Source organism: Bordetella sp. N, assembly GCF_001433395.1.
In the GTDB taxonomy this organism is placed as follows: Bacteria; Pseudomonadota; Gammaproteobacteria; order Burkholderiales; family Burkholderiaceae_B; genus Bordetella_C.
In genome coordinates this window covers 6,803,244-6,819,991 of record NZ_CP013111.1, presented here as the reverse complement: position 1 = coordinate 6,819,991, position 16,748 = coordinate 6,803,244, and the positions used below count along the sequence as shown (strand labels likewise).

13 protein-coding genes and 1 pseudogene are annotated in these 16,748 nt (G+C 67.0%); 8 read left to right on the top strand and 6 right to left on the bottom strand.

Features of this window, described 5'->3' with window-relative positions; genetic code table 11:
* Positions 1 to 23 precede the first annotated feature (23 nt).
* Genes ASB57_RS29390 through ASB57_RS29365 form a run of 6 tightly spaced genes read left to right on the top strand, consistent with a single transcriptional unit; the run spans position 24 to position 7,744 of the window.
* Positions 24 to 1,673 carry an ABC transporter substrate-binding protein gene (locus tag ASB57_RS29390; protein WP_082622098.1) on the top strand — a complete coding sequence of 550 codons (1,650 nt, stop codon included), beginning with the start codon at positions 24 to 26 and terminating at the stop codon, positions 1,671 to 1,673.
* On the top strand, positions 1,670 to 2,635 hold the full coding sequence (locus tag ASB57_RS29385; RefSeq protein ID WP_057655599.1) for an ABC transporter permease: 966 nt from the start codon (positions 1,670 to 1,672) through the stop codon (positions 2,633 to 2,635). The genes ASB57_RS29390 and ASB57_RS29385 overlap by 4 nt, the downstream gene beginning before the upstream one ends.
* A complete protein-coding gene (locus ASB57_RS29380) occupies positions 2,632 to 3,516 on the top strand; it encodes an ABC transporter permease (protein ID WP_082621929.1) in 885 nt (294 codons plus the stop codon). Before ASB57_RS29385 ends, ASB57_RS29380 begins: the two co-directional genes overlap by 4 nt.
* Positions 3,513 to 5,246 carry an ABC transporter ATP-binding protein gene (locus ASB57_RS29375; protein WP_197424897.1) on the top strand — a complete coding sequence of 578 codons (1,734 nt, stop codon included), beginning with the start codon at positions 3,513 to 3,515 and terminating at the stop codon, positions 5,244 to 5,246. Before ASB57_RS29380 ends, ASB57_RS29375 begins: the two co-directional genes overlap by 4 nt.
* A 17-nt stretch (positions 5,247 to 5,263) precedes the next feature.
* Positions 5,264 to 6,394 carry an LLM class flavin-dependent oxidoreductase gene (locus ASB57_RS29370; RefSeq protein ID WP_057655598.1) on the top strand — a complete coding sequence of 377 codons (1,131 nt, stop codon included), beginning with the start codon at positions 5,264 to 5,266 and terminating at the stop codon, positions 6,392 to 6,394.
* Between the two features lie 36 nt (positions 6,395 to 6,430).
* Entirely contained in the window at positions 6,431 to 7,744 is a 1,314-nt protein-coding gene (locus tag ASB57_RS29365; protein ID WP_197424895.1) for an LLM class flavin-dependent oxidoreductase, read from the top strand.
* 32 nt (positions 7,745 to 7,776) lie between these two features.
* On the opposite strand, the gene ASB57_RS29360 is transcribed toward ASB57_RS29365, so the two are convergent.
* The 5 genes from ASB57_RS29360 to ASB57_RS29340 form a co-directional block, all read right to left on the bottom strand.
* Complete coding sequence (locus tag ASB57_RS29360; RefSeq protein ID WP_057655594.1) at positions 7,777 to 8,949, bottom strand: cytochrome c; 1,173 nt, start codon at positions 8,947 to 8,949, stop codon at positions 7,777 to 7,779.
* 164 nt (positions 8,950 to 9,113) lie between these two features.
* Positions 9,114 to 9,902, bottom strand: coding sequence for an ABC transporter ATP-binding protein (locus tag ASB57_RS29355; protein WP_057655593.1), 789 nt, complete (start codon positions 9,900 to 9,902; stop codon positions 9,114 to 9,116).
* Positions 9,896 to 10,918: an ABC transporter permease gene (locus ASB57_RS29350; RefSeq protein ID WP_057655591.1), complete on the bottom strand. Its 1,023-nt coding sequence runs from the start codon at positions 10,916 to 10,918 to the stop codon at positions 9,896 to 9,898. The genes ASB57_RS29355 and ASB57_RS29350 overlap by 7 nt, the downstream gene beginning before the upstream one ends.
* Positions 10,905 to 11,948, bottom strand: a complete 1,044-nt coding sequence (locus ASB57_RS29345) for an ABC transporter substrate-binding protein (protein ID WP_082621928.1) — start codon at positions 11,946 to 11,948, stop codon at positions 10,905 to 10,907. Before ASB57_RS29345 ends, ASB57_RS29350 begins: the two co-directional genes overlap by 14 nt.
* A 211-nt stretch (positions 11,949 to 12,159) precedes the next feature.
* Positions 12,160 to 13,389, bottom strand: coding sequence for a multidrug effflux MFS transporter (locus ASB57_RS29340; protein WP_057655589.1), 1,230 nt, complete (start codon positions 13,387 to 13,389; stop codon positions 12,160 to 12,162).
* Between the two features lie 312 nt (positions 13,390 to 13,701).
* Between ASB57_RS29340 and ASB57_RS31910 the strand changes: the two are divergent.
* Positions 13,702 to 14,283 (top strand): annotated as a pseudogene (locus ASB57_RS31910) (putative nucleotide-diphospho-sugar transferase); the annotation flags it as partial.
* Positions 14,284 to 14,473: 190 nt separating this feature from the next.
* Here ASB57_RS31910 and ASB57_RS29330 read toward each other — a convergent pair.
* Positions 14,474 to 15,403, bottom strand: a complete 930-nt coding sequence (locus ASB57_RS29330) for a LysR family transcriptional regulator (RefSeq protein WP_057655587.1) — start codon at positions 15,401 to 15,403, stop codon at positions 14,474 to 14,476.
* A gap of 159 nt (positions 15,404 to 15,562) precedes the next feature.
* On the opposite strand from ASB57_RS29330, the gene ASB57_RS29325 reads away from it, so the two are divergent.
* Complete coding sequence (locus ASB57_RS29325) at positions 15,563 to 16,699, top strand: C45 family peptidase (RefSeq protein WP_057655585.1); 1,137 nt, start codon at positions 15,563 to 15,565, stop codon at positions 16,697 to 16,699.
* Positions 16,700 to 16,748: the final 49 nt, after the last annotated feature.

Sequence of the window (16,748 nt, the reverse complement as noted above, 5' to 3'; positions counted from 1 at the left end):
GCGACATTCAAGGCGGTTTATCCATGCAGTGCAGTGAATTCCACAACCGTGCCGACGGTTGTCGCCGCGCGCCTGAAACGGCGGCCGGCAAGAAAGCAGCGCTTCCACGCCTGCCCGGCTTCCGACTGACCACCGCCCTGCTGCTGCTGTGCGGCGCCGTGCTCGGCCCCACCGCCATGGCCGCCACGCCGCAGGCCGGCGGCACCCTCAGAGTCGCGCTGGATGGCGACCCCCAATGCGTCGATCCGCAGCAGCCGGGCAACAACACCGCCCTGAACATCGGCCGCCAGATCACCGACTCCCTCACCGACCAGGACCCCAAGACCGGCGCCATCGTGCCCTGGCTGGCGACCCGCTGGAAGGTCGAGGACGACAGCCGCAGCTTCACCTTCGTCCTGCGCGAAGGCGTCACCTTCGCCGACGGCAGCCCTCTGGACGCCGACGCCGTGCGGGCCAATCTTGAAGGCATCGTCAAGCTGGGCGCGCGCTCGAGCCTGGGATCCACCTATCTGGCCGGCCTGGACCGCGTCGACACGCCGGATGCGCACACCGTGGTGATCCGCTTCAAGGACGCCAACGCCCAATTCCTGCAAGCCACATCGACCATGAGCCTGGGCCTGCTGTCGAAAGCGACGCTGGCGAAGTCCCCTGAAGAACGGTGCCAAGGGCAAGTGGTGGGCTCGGGTCCTTTCGTCCTGCAAAGCTTCGTACACAACCAGGCCGTCAAGCTGAAGCGGCGCGACGACTACGCGTGGGGCTCGTCGCTGGCCGCCCACCCCGGACGGGCCTGGCTGGACGGCATCGAATTCCGCGTCATCCCCGAATCGGGCGTGCGCACCGGCAGCCTGGTGTCGCGCCAGATCGACGTCAATACCAGCGTCCTGCCGCAGGACGAAAAGGTGCTGCAGGCGCAGGGCCTGCCTATCCTGGCGCGCAGCAACCCCGGCCTGGTGTACTCGCTGTACCCGCAGGAGTCCCTGCCGATAGGCGGCGACATCGCGGTGCGACGAGCCTTGGTCAAAGGCATCAACCGCCCCGAATTGCAGACCATCCTGTCGCAATACCAACGCGCGGCGACGTCGCTGCTGGCCCAGACCACGCCGCTATATATCGACCATACGGCCGACCTCGCTTACGATCCTGAAGGCGCCATCAAGCTGCTCGATGACGCGGGCTGGAAGCCCGGCGCCGACGGCATCCGGGTTAAGAACGGCCAGCGCCTGACCATACCCCTGGAATACTGGCAATCGGTCACATACCTGGAGCTGGTGCAACAGCAGTTGCGCGCCATCGGCATCGACCTGCAGCTGAAGAAAAGCGTGATCGGTCAGGTCAATGCCAAACGCGACAGCGGCCAGCTGGCGCTGCAGTTCTACAACCTCACCCGTGCCGACCCCGACATCCTGCGCACGGTGTTCCTGTCCAGCGGCCGCAACGTCAACTTCCGCCAGCCGGCCGAGGTTGACGACATCCTGGCCCGCTCGGCCACCACCCTGGACACCGACACAAGACGCAAGCTGGTGGATCAAGCCGTGACCTTGCTGCTGCGGGACGGGCATGCCATCCCGCTGGTCGAGCTGGCCACCGTGGGCGCCACCGGCAAGAACGTGCATGGCCTGCACTACGAGGCTTCCTCGCGATTGCAGTTCTTCGACACCTGGATCGAAAAATGACACGGCCCGCCACCGCCTACGGTTATCTGGCCGCGCGTCTGGCCCAGGCGGTGTTCGTGCTGTGGGCCGCCTATACGCTGTCCTTTGTCATTCTCTACATCCTGCCCAGCGACCCCATCAGCATCATGCTGAACCAGGGCGACGGCCTGGCCGACCCGGCGCAAGTGGCGGCGTTGCGCGCCGCCTACCACCTGGACCAGCCCCTGCCCGTGCAATACGCGATCGCCCTGGGCCATGCGCTCACGCTGGATCTGGGCAACTCGATTCAGACAGGCCAGTCCGTCGCCGGCATGCTGGCCCAGGCGGCGCCCGCCACGGCGGCGCTGGCGCTATGCGCGCTGGTGGCGGCACTGGTGCTGGGCGTATTGCTGGCGCTGGCCGCCAGCAATACCCAGACGCCGCGCTTGCGACAGCTGCTGCACTCCCTGCCTTCGCTGGGCGTGTGTCTGCCCACCTTCTGGATCGGGTTGCTGCTGCTGCAATGGCTGTCCTTCGGCGTGCCGCTGTTTCCCGCGATGGGCAACGAGGGTTGGCGGTCGCTGGTGCTGCCCGCGGCCACCCTGGCCGTGCCCACCGCGGCCACCGTCGCGCAGGTGCTGCTGCGCTCGCTGGAAGGCGTCTGGCGCCAGCCCTTCATCCACGCCCTGCGCGCCAAAGGCCTGACGCGCGTGCGGCTGCTGCTGGGGCACGTGTTGCCGAACGCTGCCATTCCGCTGCTGACCATGGCCGGGCTCATCATGGGTAATCTGCTGGCCGGATCGGTGGTCACCGAAACCGTTTTCTCGCGGGAAGGCATAGGTCGCCTGGCCCAGAGCGCGGTGGCGGTCAAGGACATCCCGGTGGTGCAAGGCGTCGTGGTGCTGGCCGCAACGGTGTTCGTGCTGGTCAACCTGGCGGTCGATCTGGCCTACCCCTTGCTCGATGCACGCATCACACGCCAACGCGGACGGGCGCTGGCATGACAGACCCCGCCTGCGCGCTGAACTACCCGGACACGCCGGATACAGCCGGCCGCCAGCCCGCTGCCTGGCGCCTGACCCGCACATTGCTCCGCCGACCGGCGCTGCTGGCCAGCTTGCTCGTCCTGACACTCGTCATCGGCTGGGCGCTGTGGCCTGCCTTGTTCACCCACGCGGATCCCCTGCGCGGCGTGCCACGCGACGCGTTGCAGGCCCCCTCGGCGGCGCATTGGTTCGGCACCGACCACCTGGGCCGCGACATCTACGCGCGCACGGTCCACGGCACGTCGACATCCTTGCGCGCGACCGGCCTGGCGGTGCTCATCGCCCTGGCCAGCGGCGGGGCGATCGGATTGCTCGCGGGTTTCCTCGGCGGCCGGGTCGACACCCTGTTGATGCGCGTTACCGACGTGCTGATGGCCATCCCCACCTTGCTGCTGTCCATGGCCATCGTCACGGTGCTGGGTTTCGGCACCGTCAACATCGCCATCGCGGTCGGCCTGTCCTACATCGCCACGTTCAGCCGCCTGATGCGCGGCGAGGTCATGCGCTGGCGCGGCGCGGTCTTCGTCGAAGCCGCCGTGGCCGGCGGCGTGCGTACCGGCACCATCCTGCTGCGCCATGTACTGCCGCACGCGGCGGGTCCCGTACTGGCCCTGGCCGCGCTCGAATTCGGTTCCGCAGTGCTGGCCGTCGCTTCCTTGAGTTTCCTGGGATTCGGCGCGCCGCCGCCGCAACCCGAGTGGGGCCTGCTCATTTCGGAAGGCCGCAACTACATGGCCGCCGCATGGTGGTACACGACCATGCCCGGCGCCGTGGTGGCGCTGGTGGTGCTCGCCGCCAACCAGGTGGCGCGCGCCGTGCAGGAACAGGGAGCCGCATGATGCCGCAAGAAAAGTCCCCGCTATTGACGGTCGAGAACCTGCACGTATCCTACGACGGCCTGGCCTTGCCCGCGCTCGACCGGGTCAGCCTTTACGTCAACCCCGGCGAGATCGTCGCCGTGGTGGGCGAGTCCGGTTCCGGCAAGTCCACGCTGGCGGCGGCCCTGACCGGCCTGCTGCCGGCCACGGCCAGCCGCCACGGTGGCGCCATCCGCTTCGAGGACCGCGACCTTGCCGGCGCCAACGAGCGTACCTGGGTGGCGCTGCGCGGCGGCCGCATCGGCTTCGTGCCGCAGGACCCCGGCTTGTCGCTGGATCCCATCCAGCGGATCGGCGTGCAATTGCGCGAAGCCCTTACCGCGCATGGCGTTCCCCGCCGGCACGCGGCGGCGCAGGTGCCCAGGCTCCTGGCCGAGGTGGGCCTGAACAACACCGATCACATCGCGCGCAGCTTTCCCCATGAGCTTTCCGGCGGCATGCGCCAGCGCGTGCTGATCGCCATCGCGATCGCCAATGAACCGGCCTTGATCGTGGCGGACGAGCCGACCAGCGCGCTGGACGTCACGGTGCAGCGCCAGGTGCTGGACCACCTGGAAGGACTGGCCCGGCGCAAAAACATCGCCGTGCTGCTGATCACGCATGACCTGGGCGTGGCACTGGACCGCGCCGACCGCATCGTGGTCATGCAGCAAGGCCGCGTGGTCGAGACCGGCACCACCGCGGCTCTGTTTGAACAGCCACGCCACGACTACACGCGCGCGCTCCTGGCGGCCGCGCCCCTGCTCGCCAGCCACGCCCGCGGCGCGCTTGCCCGGACACCGGACGCGCGGGCCGCCAACGTCATCGACCTGCAGGCCAGGAGAGAGCCGCCCGCACGCTTTGGCGCAAGCGCCGCGGCGCACGGGCGCGTTGCGGGCGTGGACGCCGCGCCCAGGCAAGGGCCGCTGCTCACCCTCCAAGGGCTGAGCAAGGTATTCGGCTCCGGCCTGAAAGCCGTCGACGATGTGTCATTCGACGTGCCGCGCCACGGTACGACAGGGGTGGTCGGCGAGTCCGGCTCCGGCAAGTCCACCACCGCGCGCATCGCCTTATGCCTGGAACGGCCCAGCGCCGGCCGCGTCCTGTTCGACGGCCAGGACGTCACGCACCTCTCCCGCGGCGCCCTGCGCGATTTTCGCCGCCGGGTCCAGGTCGTCTATCAGAACCCCTACGCGTCGCTCGACCCCCGCTACACGCTGGCGCGCATCATCACCGAACCGCTGGAAGCCTTCGGGGTCGGCGATGGCGCCAGCCGGCGCCGGCGCGCCGCGCAGTTGCTGGAACAGGTGGAATTGTCGCCCGCTCTGCTGGACCGCAAGCCGGCCCAGCTGTCCGGTGGCCAACGTCAACGCGTCGCGATCGCCCGCGCCCTGGCCATCGGCCCGGAACTGCTGGTCCTGGACGAAGCAGTGTCGGCCTTGGACGTGTCCGTGCAGGCGCGCATCCTGGATCTGCTGGCACGCTTGCAAAGCGAACTGGGCGTGAGCTACCTGTTCATTTCGCACGACCTTGCCGTGGTGCGCCAGATCTCCGACCACGTGGTGGTACTGCGCGCGGGCGCCGTGGTCGAGCAGGGACCGGCGCAGCAGGTTTTCGATCACCCCCGCCATGCCTATACCCAGGCGCTGCTGGCCGACAGCCCCGGACAGCGCAGCCGTGTCCGGCAAGGCGGCTTGCATCTCGCGGCGTGAGCAGGGACTTTCAGACCATGACGCAGACTTCCTCTTTTCATATCGGCCTGGGCTTGAACGGGACCGCGCACGAAGGCCAGGCCGCGCATCCCGTGCTCCATTGGGAAAGGGCCATCCTGGAGGCCGATGCCGCTGGCGTCGACTTCGTCACCTTGGACGACCGCGCCGGTCGCGCCAGCGGACCCGGGCAGACGCCGCTGGATGCCGTGCTGCTCGCGGCGCGGGTCGCTCCCCTGACTCGCCGAATCGGCATCCTGCCAAGCGTGGTGGTGCCCCTGAACGAGCCATTCCATGTTTCCACGGCGCTTGCCACCCTGGACTACGTCAGCGGCGGGCGCGCGGGCCTGATCGCCCTGGTCCCGAACACTGGCCATGCAGCGGCGGTGGCGCGATTGGCCGGCGCGGACCTGAAGGGCTTTCCGGCGCCGCGCGCGGATGCGCTCTATGCCGATGCGGACGACGCCTTGCAGGCCATCCGGCTGCTGTGGGACAGCTGGGAAGACGGCGCCATCATCCGCGATGCGGACAGCGGTCGCTATATCGACCGCGACAAGCTGCACTACATCGACTTCAAGGGCGCGGCCTGGTCGATCAAGGGCCCGTCCATCGTGCCGCGGCCGCCGCAAGGCCAGCCGCCGGTGGCCGTTTCCGTGCGTGACGAGCACGGCCTGGCCTGGGCCGCCCGCCATGCCGATATCGCCTTCATACCGGTGGCCGGCGACAGCAGCGCGCAAGCGTCCTTGCGCGCGCGCCTGACCGTGGCGCGGGAGCACGCGGGCGCCGGACTGGCGCCGCTGCGCCATTATGCCGATCTGGTGTTCTCGCTCGACCCGCTCGTGGAGGATGACGGCTGGGAACAGGATGCGGATGGCGCCTATTACGTGGGCACGCCCGACACCCTGGCCGCGCGCATCGTCGACTTCAAGGCCCGTGGCTATGACGGCGTGCGCGTGCATCCGCGTCACCTTGCGCGCGACCTGGCCGCCATCGACCACGCCGTGCTGCCACGGCTGCGCGATGCCGGCCTGCTGCCCGAAAACGGCAATGCGCCCGGCGTTTCCCTGCGCCAGCGGCTGGGCCTGGCGCCAGCCTTGAACCGGTACCAGGCAATTCCGGCCCCCACGGACACAAGCAGCCGCCACGCATGAACATGCGCGGGGTGTATGGCAAGGAGCACAGCGATCATGACGCGCAAGCAAATCATCCTCGGCGCGCACTTCCCCGGCGTCAACAACATGACGGTCTGGAGCGATCCGCGCGCGGGCAGCCAGATCGAGTTCGAGGCCTTCAGACGCTTCGCGCAAGCCGCCGAGCGGGGCAAGCTCGATTTCCTGTTCCTGGCCGAAGGCTTGCGCCTGCGCGAACAGCGAGGCCGGCTGCATGACCTGGATGTGGTCGGACGGCCCAATACACTCGTGATCCTTGCCGCGCTGGCCGCGGTGACCTCGCGCATCGGGCTGGCCGGCACTTTGAATGCCACCTACAACGAGCCTTACAACCTGGCGCGCCAGCTGGCGACTTTGGACCATGTATCGGCGGGCCGCTCGGCCTGGAACGTGGTGACCTCGCCGGGTGCGTTCACGGGGGAAAACTTTCGCCGCGGCGGCTACCTGCCCTTCGAGCAGCGCTACGAGCGCGCGCGGGAATTCGTCACGCTGGCCCGCCAGCTGTGGGACGGCGGGCGGCACGACTTCGACTACCAGGGGCCGCAGTTCGATGTGCGCGGTCGTTACGACGTGCCGGCGCCGCCGCAGGGGCATCCCGTGATTTTTCAGGCCGGTGATTCCAGCGCGGGCAGGGAGTTCGCCGCCGGCACCGCCGACGCCATCTTTACCCGCCACGGGGCGCTGGCCGAAGGGCAGGCCTTCTATGCCGACGTCAAGGGACGCCTGTTGCGTTATGGACGTGCCCCGGGGGAACTGAAGATCCTCCCGGGCGTGGGGGTGGTGCTCGGGGATACGGCGGAGGAAGCTGCCGCTCGATACGCCGAGGTGCGGCGCCAGCAGGTCAGCCCGCAGACGGCCATCGTCCTGCTTGAGCAGGTTTGGAATCGCGACCTGTCGGGCTATGACCCGGACGGACCGCTGCCGGACATCGAGCCGGACCTCGAGGGCAGCATCGTCGCGCGTGGCCGCACCCGGCAGCATGACGACAATGCGGCCACGGCGGGGCGCTGGCGTGAATTGGCGGAGCGGGACGGGTTGAGTATTCGCGAGCTGATCATCCGGGTCACGGGGCGCCAGCAGTTCGTCGGCACTCCGGCGCATGTGGCTGATGAGATCGACCGTTATGTGCAGGGGGATGCCTGCGATGGCTTCATCATCGCGCCGCATCTGCTGCCCGCGGGGATCGAGGAGTTCGTCTCCCGCGTGGTGCCGCTGCTACAGGAGAAAGGCGTGTTCCGCCGGGAGTATCGCGGGCAGACCTTGAGGGAGCATCTGGGGCTGCCGCCGGCACAGAGGCATTTTCAGCCTCAGGCTGAAGCGGTGACGCATTGAGAGAATGCTTGGCCGTGGCCCGGCGACCGGTACTAGCCCTTGCGGTAGCGATCGAGCCCGATGGGACTGGCGTCCATGGCCTTGAGGATCTGGTCCAGGCCCTGGACCGCGACGGCGACGTGCAGGCGGCCGCTGGGGCCACAGACGTCGTCGCCGCTGGTCCATGCGGGTGCGCTGCCGCCGGCATGGCGGGCGCGTAGCCAGCCCTGCCGGTCGACCAGGAATTGCGCGCCGGGCAAGGTGTCGGGTGTGGCGCCGGCCAGCAGAGAATATGCCTCCCATGCGGCAGCATCGATACTGACGCATTCTGGAACGACCGCCGACTCTGCGTCCACCGCAGATTTTTCTTCGACCGTGGACCCCGTATCCACCGTTGATTTTGCTTTGACCGCCCCGCCCCGCGTCAGGACTACGGTCACCACGCGCGGATCGTCGCGCTCATCGGCCGCGGTGGATGGCCCGTGCGCGACGATGCGCACGGGCTGGCCTCGCAAGGCCGACAACATGATGTGCCCGCGTCCGCGGCAGGACAAGGCGATCTCCGGCGCCGGGACCGCCGGCATGCCCGAGCCTCCGCTCTCCCCGTACGCCGACGCCCGCAAGTAATCGATCACGCGCCAGGCCTCTTCAGGCGGCAAGGCCTGCACGCTTCCTGCCTCACCCGGGTGATGCAGTATCCGCCAGTAGATTTCGCCTTCCAGGCGATTCTGGAACAAGGGCTGCCCCAAGGCGCTGGGCCAGCGCGCCTGCGTGGACGCCAGCGGTCCTTGTCCGTCGGCAGCCACGCCGTGGCAGGCCGCGCACTGCGCCTGGTAGGCAAGCTTGCCTTGCAAGAGGCTCAACGGCGTATAGGGCAAGGTCGACCGGTCGAATGACGTCTGCACCGCCGGCGTCAGATAAAGCGCCGGCCGCGGCCAGGAGGCACAGAGCAGCAACACAACCGCCGCAGCCCACGCGGGCCACCGGAGCCGTCGACGCCACCAGCCGCCAAGCAGCAACAGCCCAGCCAGGGCGACCATTGCAACCGCCACGGCAAGCTTGCGCCACACATAAGGACTGACCGGCAAATCAGCGTCATAACGCCAGGAAAATGGCCATGGCACTTGCGGCACAGGCAGCCGCGGCACCGGCAAGTCCAGCCACGCCGCCACAACACTGCCCCCGAGCAGGATCAGCAGCAGCGACAGCAGAATCGTCAAACCCATCACCGCCCGGCGCCGCGCCGATTGCCCAGGCCACGATGGCCCCACTGGCCCCCTAGCCGATTCGGCTGGCTCCGGAGCCCCCGCTTCCAACCTTGACGATCCGCCACCGCTCCCGGCGCGGCCGCCCGCCCAACGGCGAGGCGCTTGCGCCTCGCCTTCACCCCCTACCATGTCGCATCCAGCCCCAGCAAGGACAAGGCCCGCCGCCTTAGGTCGGTGATGCGGGGATCACCGCGATGGCGCGGATACGGCAAATCATTGATCAACTCGTCCTTGATGCGCGCCGGCCGGTCGCTCAGCACAACGATACGAGTCGCCAAAAACAAAGCCTCCTCGACATCGTGCGTGACCAGCAAGGCGGTCACCCCGGACCGCTGCCACAACTCCACCAGCTCCGACTGCATCGCCAGGCGCGTCAGCGAATCCAGCTTGCCCAGGGGCTCATCCAGGATAAGAATGCGCGGGTCATTCACCAGCGCGCGCGCCAGGGCCGCCCGCTGCGCCATCCCCCCCGACAACTGATGCGGATACGCCGAGCCGAATTGCGCCAGGCCCACGCGCTGCAAGGCTTCGTCGATACGCGCCCCCTGGCGCGCCAACAAGCCGCGCGCCTGCAAGCCCAAGGCCACGTTGTCGCGCACCGTGCGCCAGGGATAGAGCGTGGGGTCCTGAAACACCAGGATCCGGCTGGGATCGGGCCGCGTCACCGCCACCCCATCCGCCTCGATGACACCTTGCCCGGGCGTCTCCAGGCCGGCGACCAGACGCAACAGCGTGCTCTTGCCGCAACCGCTGGGCCCCAGCAAGGCCACGAACTCGCCGGGCTTGATGTCCAGGTCGATATCATCCAGCACCGGCAGCGCCGCGCCATCCAGATCGAACGCATGGCTGACGCCGCGCACTGCCACACTCGCACCGTCGACCGTCTTCGACTGCGTCGCCACCGCTACCATTTCACGACTCCCTTCTGCCACGCCAGCAAGCGGTCGCGCACCGCGAACAGCAAGGTGATCAAACCCGAGAACGTCAGCGCCATGACGATCAGCGCACCGTACATATTGGCGTAGGAAGCCCAGCCCTGCGCCCACGAAAGATAGAAGCCCAGTCCGGACTTGACACCCATCATCTCCGCGGCCACCAGCACCGAGAATGACGCTCCCAGTCCCATGAACAGCCCCACGAACACATGCGGCAGCGCGCCGGGTATCGCCACACGAAAAATCAGGAACCGCGCATCGGCGCCCAAGGTGCGCGCCACGTCGTAGAACGCCCGATTGACGCTGGCCACCCCGGACCAGGTCAACACCGTCACGGGAAACCAGGTCGCCAAGGCGATCAGGAACACCGCCGCGGCCCAGCTCGACGGGAAGAAGAAAAATGCCATGGGCAGCAGCGCCGTCGACGGCACCGGGCCCAGGAAGCGCAGCACGGGATGCACCCAGTAACCCAGCCCCCGTGACCACCCTATCGCCACGCCGGTGACGAAACCGCTGATGGCGCCCAGCACATAGCCATTCGCCAGCAACCACAATGAATTCACCAGGCTGTCGAGCAGGCGCTTCCAGTCGCCGACGTAGATCTCGATCAAGGACTGCGGCGGCGCGAAGAACGGGCTGGGCAGCAAGGCCAGCTTGGCCGTGACCACCTCCCAGATGCCGACCAGGACGGCCAGCAGCACCAGCCAGGGGCCGGCGCGCTGCACCCTGCGGACGAGCGGCCAGGGCCGGTACGCCGCGCCGCTGACCGCGAGCAGGCCCAGCAGCACGGCCACGCTCACGGCGGCCAGGCCGAACTCGCGCGTATAGCCCCACTCCTTGAAGCCGACCTCCTGATTGGGCCAAGACAGGGTCAGCACGCCCACGGCGGCCCAAAGCAAGCCGGCGCCCAGCCCGGTCAGCCACAGGCGCGCGGGCCGTTGGCTGGACGCCGCAGCCGCGCCGACACCCAGGGCGGTATCAGCCGATGACATCGGGCACCACCACTTTGGCGTACTTCTGCACATCCAGGCCGGGGCTGAGCACCTTGATGCCCTTCAGGTCCTCGGCATAGCCGACGATCTCGGCGCGCAGCGCCGCGCCCGTGGACGCGTGGCCGTGCGTGTGCGAGCGCAGGATGGAGGCCACACGTTCGGCGGGCACTTTCTGCGGGATATAAGGCGCAAAGATACGTGCCGTCTCGTCGGGGTTGGCCGCCGTCCACTTCTGCGCGGCGATCACCGCGCGGGCCGCGGCCGACGCGGTTTCCGGATCCTTGCGCACCAGATCGCCGCGCAGGCCCAGCACGCAGCAGGTGCGGTCCGCGTAGGCGCCGTCCAGATTGGTGGCCACCTGACGCAGATGGTTGTCTTCCTTGTAGACGAACAGCTGCGGATCGTCGCCCGCGATCGCGTCGACCTCGCCCTTGCGCAACACTTCGGCGAACAGGTCCTGCGGATACTGCTTCCACTCCACGCTATCGGGATCGATGCCCAACTGCGCGACGCGAATCGCAAAGTAATTCTTGACCGGGCTGGCCTGGTCGGACACCGCCACACGCTTGCCCTTGAGATCCTTAATGTCCTGGATGGACGACTCCGCCGGGGTCAGCAAGCGCATGCAGCCACCGTGCGTGCCCACGGCCAGCTTGACGTCGAAGCCCTGCTCCAGCGGCTTGAGCCAGCGCAGCGCCATGCCGATGCCGCCGTCGGCGTGGCCGGTGGCGATGGCTTCCAGCAACTGGTCCGTACTGCCGCTGAAGTTGATGCGCTCGACCTTCAGGCCATACTGTTCGAAGAAGCCGCGCTCCAGCGCCACCGACACCGGCGACTGGCACACCGCGGTCTGGCTCCAGGCGATGCGGATGGTGCGCGGGGTGGCATCGGCGGCCAGCACGCGCGAGCCCAGCATGCCCAGGGGCGCGACGGCGCCTATCATGCCAGCCGCGCGCAACAAGGCGCGCCGCGATACGCCGGAACGGGACAGCCCAGCCTGTCCGCCAGTCGATCCATACCGATTCGTCATGATGTCCTCTTTCCTGTTTATATGCCGCCATGCGGCTTATCCCGCAGTATCTGCGCGAGCAACAGGCCGGCAAAATACAAAGCCGGGATAAACAAAGTGGGCATAAGGAAATACGGCACGGGCATACCGCGGAGACACACGACACGGACATACGGCGCCCCATAAAAAAGCCGCCGACCCTGCGGCCGACGGCTTTCTCAGGCACTACCGATCAGGCTTCGACCGGCTTGCGCAACTTCACCATCAGCACATAGACCAGCAGCGCCAGCGCGCAGAAGATGGCCATGGTGCCCGTCACGGCCAGCACCCCGACGCGGCCGAACAGATCGCTGACCAGCCAGCTGGAAAACGCGCCTATGCCCATCATCAGGGCATTCATCACTGCCGCGGCGGACCCGGCGATATTGCCCAGAGGTTGCAAGGCGCCCTGCTGCGTGCTCGGCGTGATCAAGCCATAGCAGAAGGCATTCAGCATGAACAGCGGGGCCAGGTTCCACGCCCGCACCAGCTGCGTTTCGGTCAGAACCAGCATGACCAGCGCGGACACCAGTGCGATGCTCAAGCCTATCTTTATCAGGCGATCGCCCGATACGTAGCCCGCCAGCCGGCCGCTCAGGTATGACGCCAGCATGATGCATGCAGCCGCCGCGCCGAACAGCAGGCCGAACCATTGCGAAGGCACGCCCAGCGCTTCCATCAACACCAGCGAAGATCCCGTGACGTAAGCGAAGTGGCTGCCGAATCCCAGACCGCAGATCAGCATGTACGCGACGCAGACCGGATTGCGCAGCAAGGCCATGTAGGCGCCCAGCACCGAAATCGACGGCGGCCGCTGCTCCGCGTTCGCGCGCAGACGCGGCGCCGATTCCTCCAGCCCCAGCCACACCAGGCCCAGCACCACCACGCCCCCGACCATCATCAATGCATAGATGGCGCGCCAGTGCGCAACCTCCAGCAGAAACGCCCCCACCGACGGCGCCACCATCGGCGCGATCACGCGGATGATGGCGATGTTGGACAGCAGCGTGCGCACCTTCACGCCGTCGAAGTGATCGCGCACCAGGCTCATCGACAGCACCGCGCCGGCGCCCGCTCCCGCGCCTTGCAGCAGGCGCCACGCCAGGAAGGTATCGATGGTGTTGGAGAAGGTGCACCCCGCGCCGCCCAGCGTGTAGATCACCAGACCGAACAGCAGCACCGGCCGCCGCCCCCAGCGATCCGACAGCGGACCGTAGACCAGCGGCGCCGCGGCGAAGCCGACGAAGAAGATGCTCAGGCTCAAGGCCACCCGCGCCGCATCGGTATTCATGTCGCGCGCGACCGCGCCGAAAGCGGGCAAGCCTATGTCGATGGACAGGGAAGCCAGCGCGGCCAACGCACCGCAGAAAAGAATGAAATAGAAGGAATGTGGAGAAATGCGGAAACGTGGGCGGGGGTTCATGGCCGAGGGTGGGCGTTGAGGAAGGGAATGCCCGCTTGTGGCGGTAGCAATCGTTTGCAAGTTTAGCGCGGGCGGCCTGACAGCTCGCCGATAGCTACCTTCCGAAGCGACGTGCGCCAAGGCGGTGCAACGAGACATCGCCGATGCCCTGTTTCAGGGCATATGCACACGGTCTCCATCAAGTCTTGAAACCCTTACAAACCAGAAGTTTCGGTGAAACCCCAAGGCATCTCACGCCAATTACACGCCCTCGCTCCTAGAATTCGGCGGACTTCATCAAGGGTATTTCCCGCTTTCAGCCGAGATTTTTTCATGTGGCGCCGACTGCAACGCAAACTGTCCGCCTGGACACCGGAACACAAGCGCATCGCCGTGCGCTTTCCGGATGCGAGCGAACTCCGCCGGCGCGCCGCGGCGCCCGCACCATCCCTGGGCATGATCGCCGGCTTCTATACCCGCGACAGCATCTACGAAGCGGAGAAGAATCGCTTCATGCAATCGGCCCGCCTGATGGGGCTGCCCGCCGACGTGGTGGCGGTGCAATCCACCGGCTCCTGGGTGCGCAATGCCGCGCTGAAGCCTGGCGTCCTGGCCACCTTGCGTGACAAGCATCGCGGCCCGCTGCTGTATGTCGACGTCGATGCGGTCTTCCATCGCAATCCCTGGCCGGCACTGCTGGACATGGACTGCGATATCGCCGCCTACTATGAACCGGAAGGACATCTGCTGAGCGGCACGCTGTTGATCAACGACACGCCGGCCGCCGCGGCATTGCTCGCGGCATGGCGCGACGCCTGCGCGGCGGCGCCGCGGGAATGGGACCAGCTCGTGCTGGAACGCCTGATGGAGGAGGATGCCGCACGCCCCAGGCCGCGCTACAGGCTGGCGCGCCTGCCCGTGTCCTTCTGCTGGATATTCGACAAGACCAATAACGAAACCTGCGACGCCGTGTTCATCGAGCATCTGCAAGCCAGCCGCGAAGCCAAACAGCGCAAGCGCCTGTTCGGCCGCCCCGGCAAAGCTTTGCGACGCAGGCGCGAACACTCGCTGGCCATCGAACGTATCCTGTTCGACAGCGGCGCCGTCACCCCTGCGCGCCCGCCTCGCGCATCAGATCCGCCACCGCTCCGCGCATCCAGCGATGCGATGGTACGTCGTCCCAGCGCGCATGCCACACCATGTTGTAGTGCGACGTGGGCAGGGGAAACGCCAGATTCTTGACGTGCAGGGGATGGAAGCGGGCAATGTAGGTCGCCAGCTTGCGCGGCATCGTCACCGCCAGATCCGTCTGCAGCAGAATCAGCGGCACATGGCTCATGCTGGATACGTAGAGGTCGAACTCGCGCCGATACCCCGCATGGCGCAACCACGTGTCGACCTCATTGTCCTTGCCCTGCATATCCGTGGTGGTCACGAAACGCAAGGCACTGAAGACCGCCGGCGTCAGGCGCCGCCGCGCGGCCGGGTGCCCATGGCGCAGCAGGCAGACCCGGTCGTCGTCGAACAGGGGCTGGCTGCGAAAGCGCCCGCTCACCTCATCGAAGCGGCCCAACGCGATATCGACGGAATGGTCCTCCAGCTGCTTCTCCGGTAGCGCCACGCCCTGCATATTGACGAAGCTGAAACGCACCATGGGCGCCTGGCGGTCGCAGTAGCTGCGCAAGCCCGGCGCCAGCATCCATTCCAGCGTATGGCGCGCGGCGATGCGAAACGTGCGGGTGGACTTCAAGGGATCGAAGGCCTCGCCGTCCTCCATCAGCCCGCCGATGGCGGCCAGGGCCTCGCGCACGGTGGGGCGAATCTCGATGGCGCGCGGGGTCGGCACCAACTGGCGCTTCACCAGGACGAACAGCGGGTCGGCGAACAGACGGCGCAACTCCGCCAGCTTGCGGCTGATGCCGGGTTGCGTGGTGTGCAGCCGCAATGCCGTCTCGGTGGCGCTGCGGGTTTCCATCAACAGTTCGAACACGGTCAACAGGTTGAGATTGACCTTGCGCAGGGTATCCAGCTCCATCGACAGCTCCGTGGCTCATGACCCATGACATATGACCCATGCCCGATGTCATACCAAAAAACGCATTATATGTTTCATATAAATGATTTGATGTTATGACAAAGCGACCTTAGGATTTGCTCGCCCGTGTTCGCCCCCGGGCGCAACAGGAGAACATTGATGAGCAGGCAGCCCCAGACGCCCTTCCCGCTGGTTGAAATCACCGGTACCCCGCTGGCGCGTGGCCGGTCCTACGGCGAGCAGGCGCGGCAGCGCATCGCCCGCTCCATCGAGCACTACAGCGAGCAGGCGGCGCGGCTGAAGATGGCGCCGGCCGAGATCGACAAGGTCATCCACAGCTACATCCCGGTGGTCCGCAAGTTCGACGAGAACTACCTTGCCGAGATGCAAGGCATCGCCGAAGGCGCCGGCGTGCGCCTGGAAGACATCTTTCTGCTGAACAGCCGCACCGAAGTGATGAAGCTGGCCGTGCGCCCCGAACTGCGCGCGCGCCTGCTGGGCGAGACCAATGACGGCTGCACGTCGGTGAAAGTGACCCGCGCCGCCACCCAGGACGGTGAGCTTATCCACGCCCAGAATTGGGACTGGAAAGAGGAATGCTCGGAAACCGGCGTGGTGCTGCGCATCCTGCGAGACGACGGCCCCGACCTGCTGACCTTCACGGAAGCCGGCATGCTGGCGCGTTCGGGCTTCAACTCGGCCGGCATCTCCATCACGGGTAACAACCTGGAGTCCGACCGCGACTATCGCCAGATCGGCGTGCCGCTGCCCCTGATCCGCCGCAAGGCCCTGGAAAGCACCTTCGTCGCGCATGCCATGCACGCCGTGTATGCCACGCCCAAGACCGGCTCCAACAATATGGCGGTGGCTCATGTCGGCGGCGTCATCATCAATTTCGAATGCGCGCCTGACGAGACCTTCCAGCTGCATCCCGAAAACGGCCTGCTGGTTCATTCCAACCACTGGCTCAGCCCCATCGCGCTGACCAAGCTCAAGGACACGGGCATCGCTTTTTCGCCCTGCACCTTGTACCGCGAACAACGCGTGCGCGAACTGCTGGCGCCCCACGTGGGCAAGATCACCATCGCTGACGTCAAGAACGCCCTGCTGGACGACTACCAGTCGCCCTGGTCGGTGTGCCGGCCGCCGCGCGGCGACTTCGGCCGCGCGACCCGCAGCGCCACGGTGTCCACCGTCATCATGCAGCCGGCCCACGGGTTCATGGAGGTGGCCAACCTGCCCGCCCTCGACCCCACGTTCACCCGCTATGAGTTGCCACAGCGCGAGCCGCGCTGATCCACCACCGTAGCCAAAAAAATACCAACGCCAACCATTCAGGACCCGA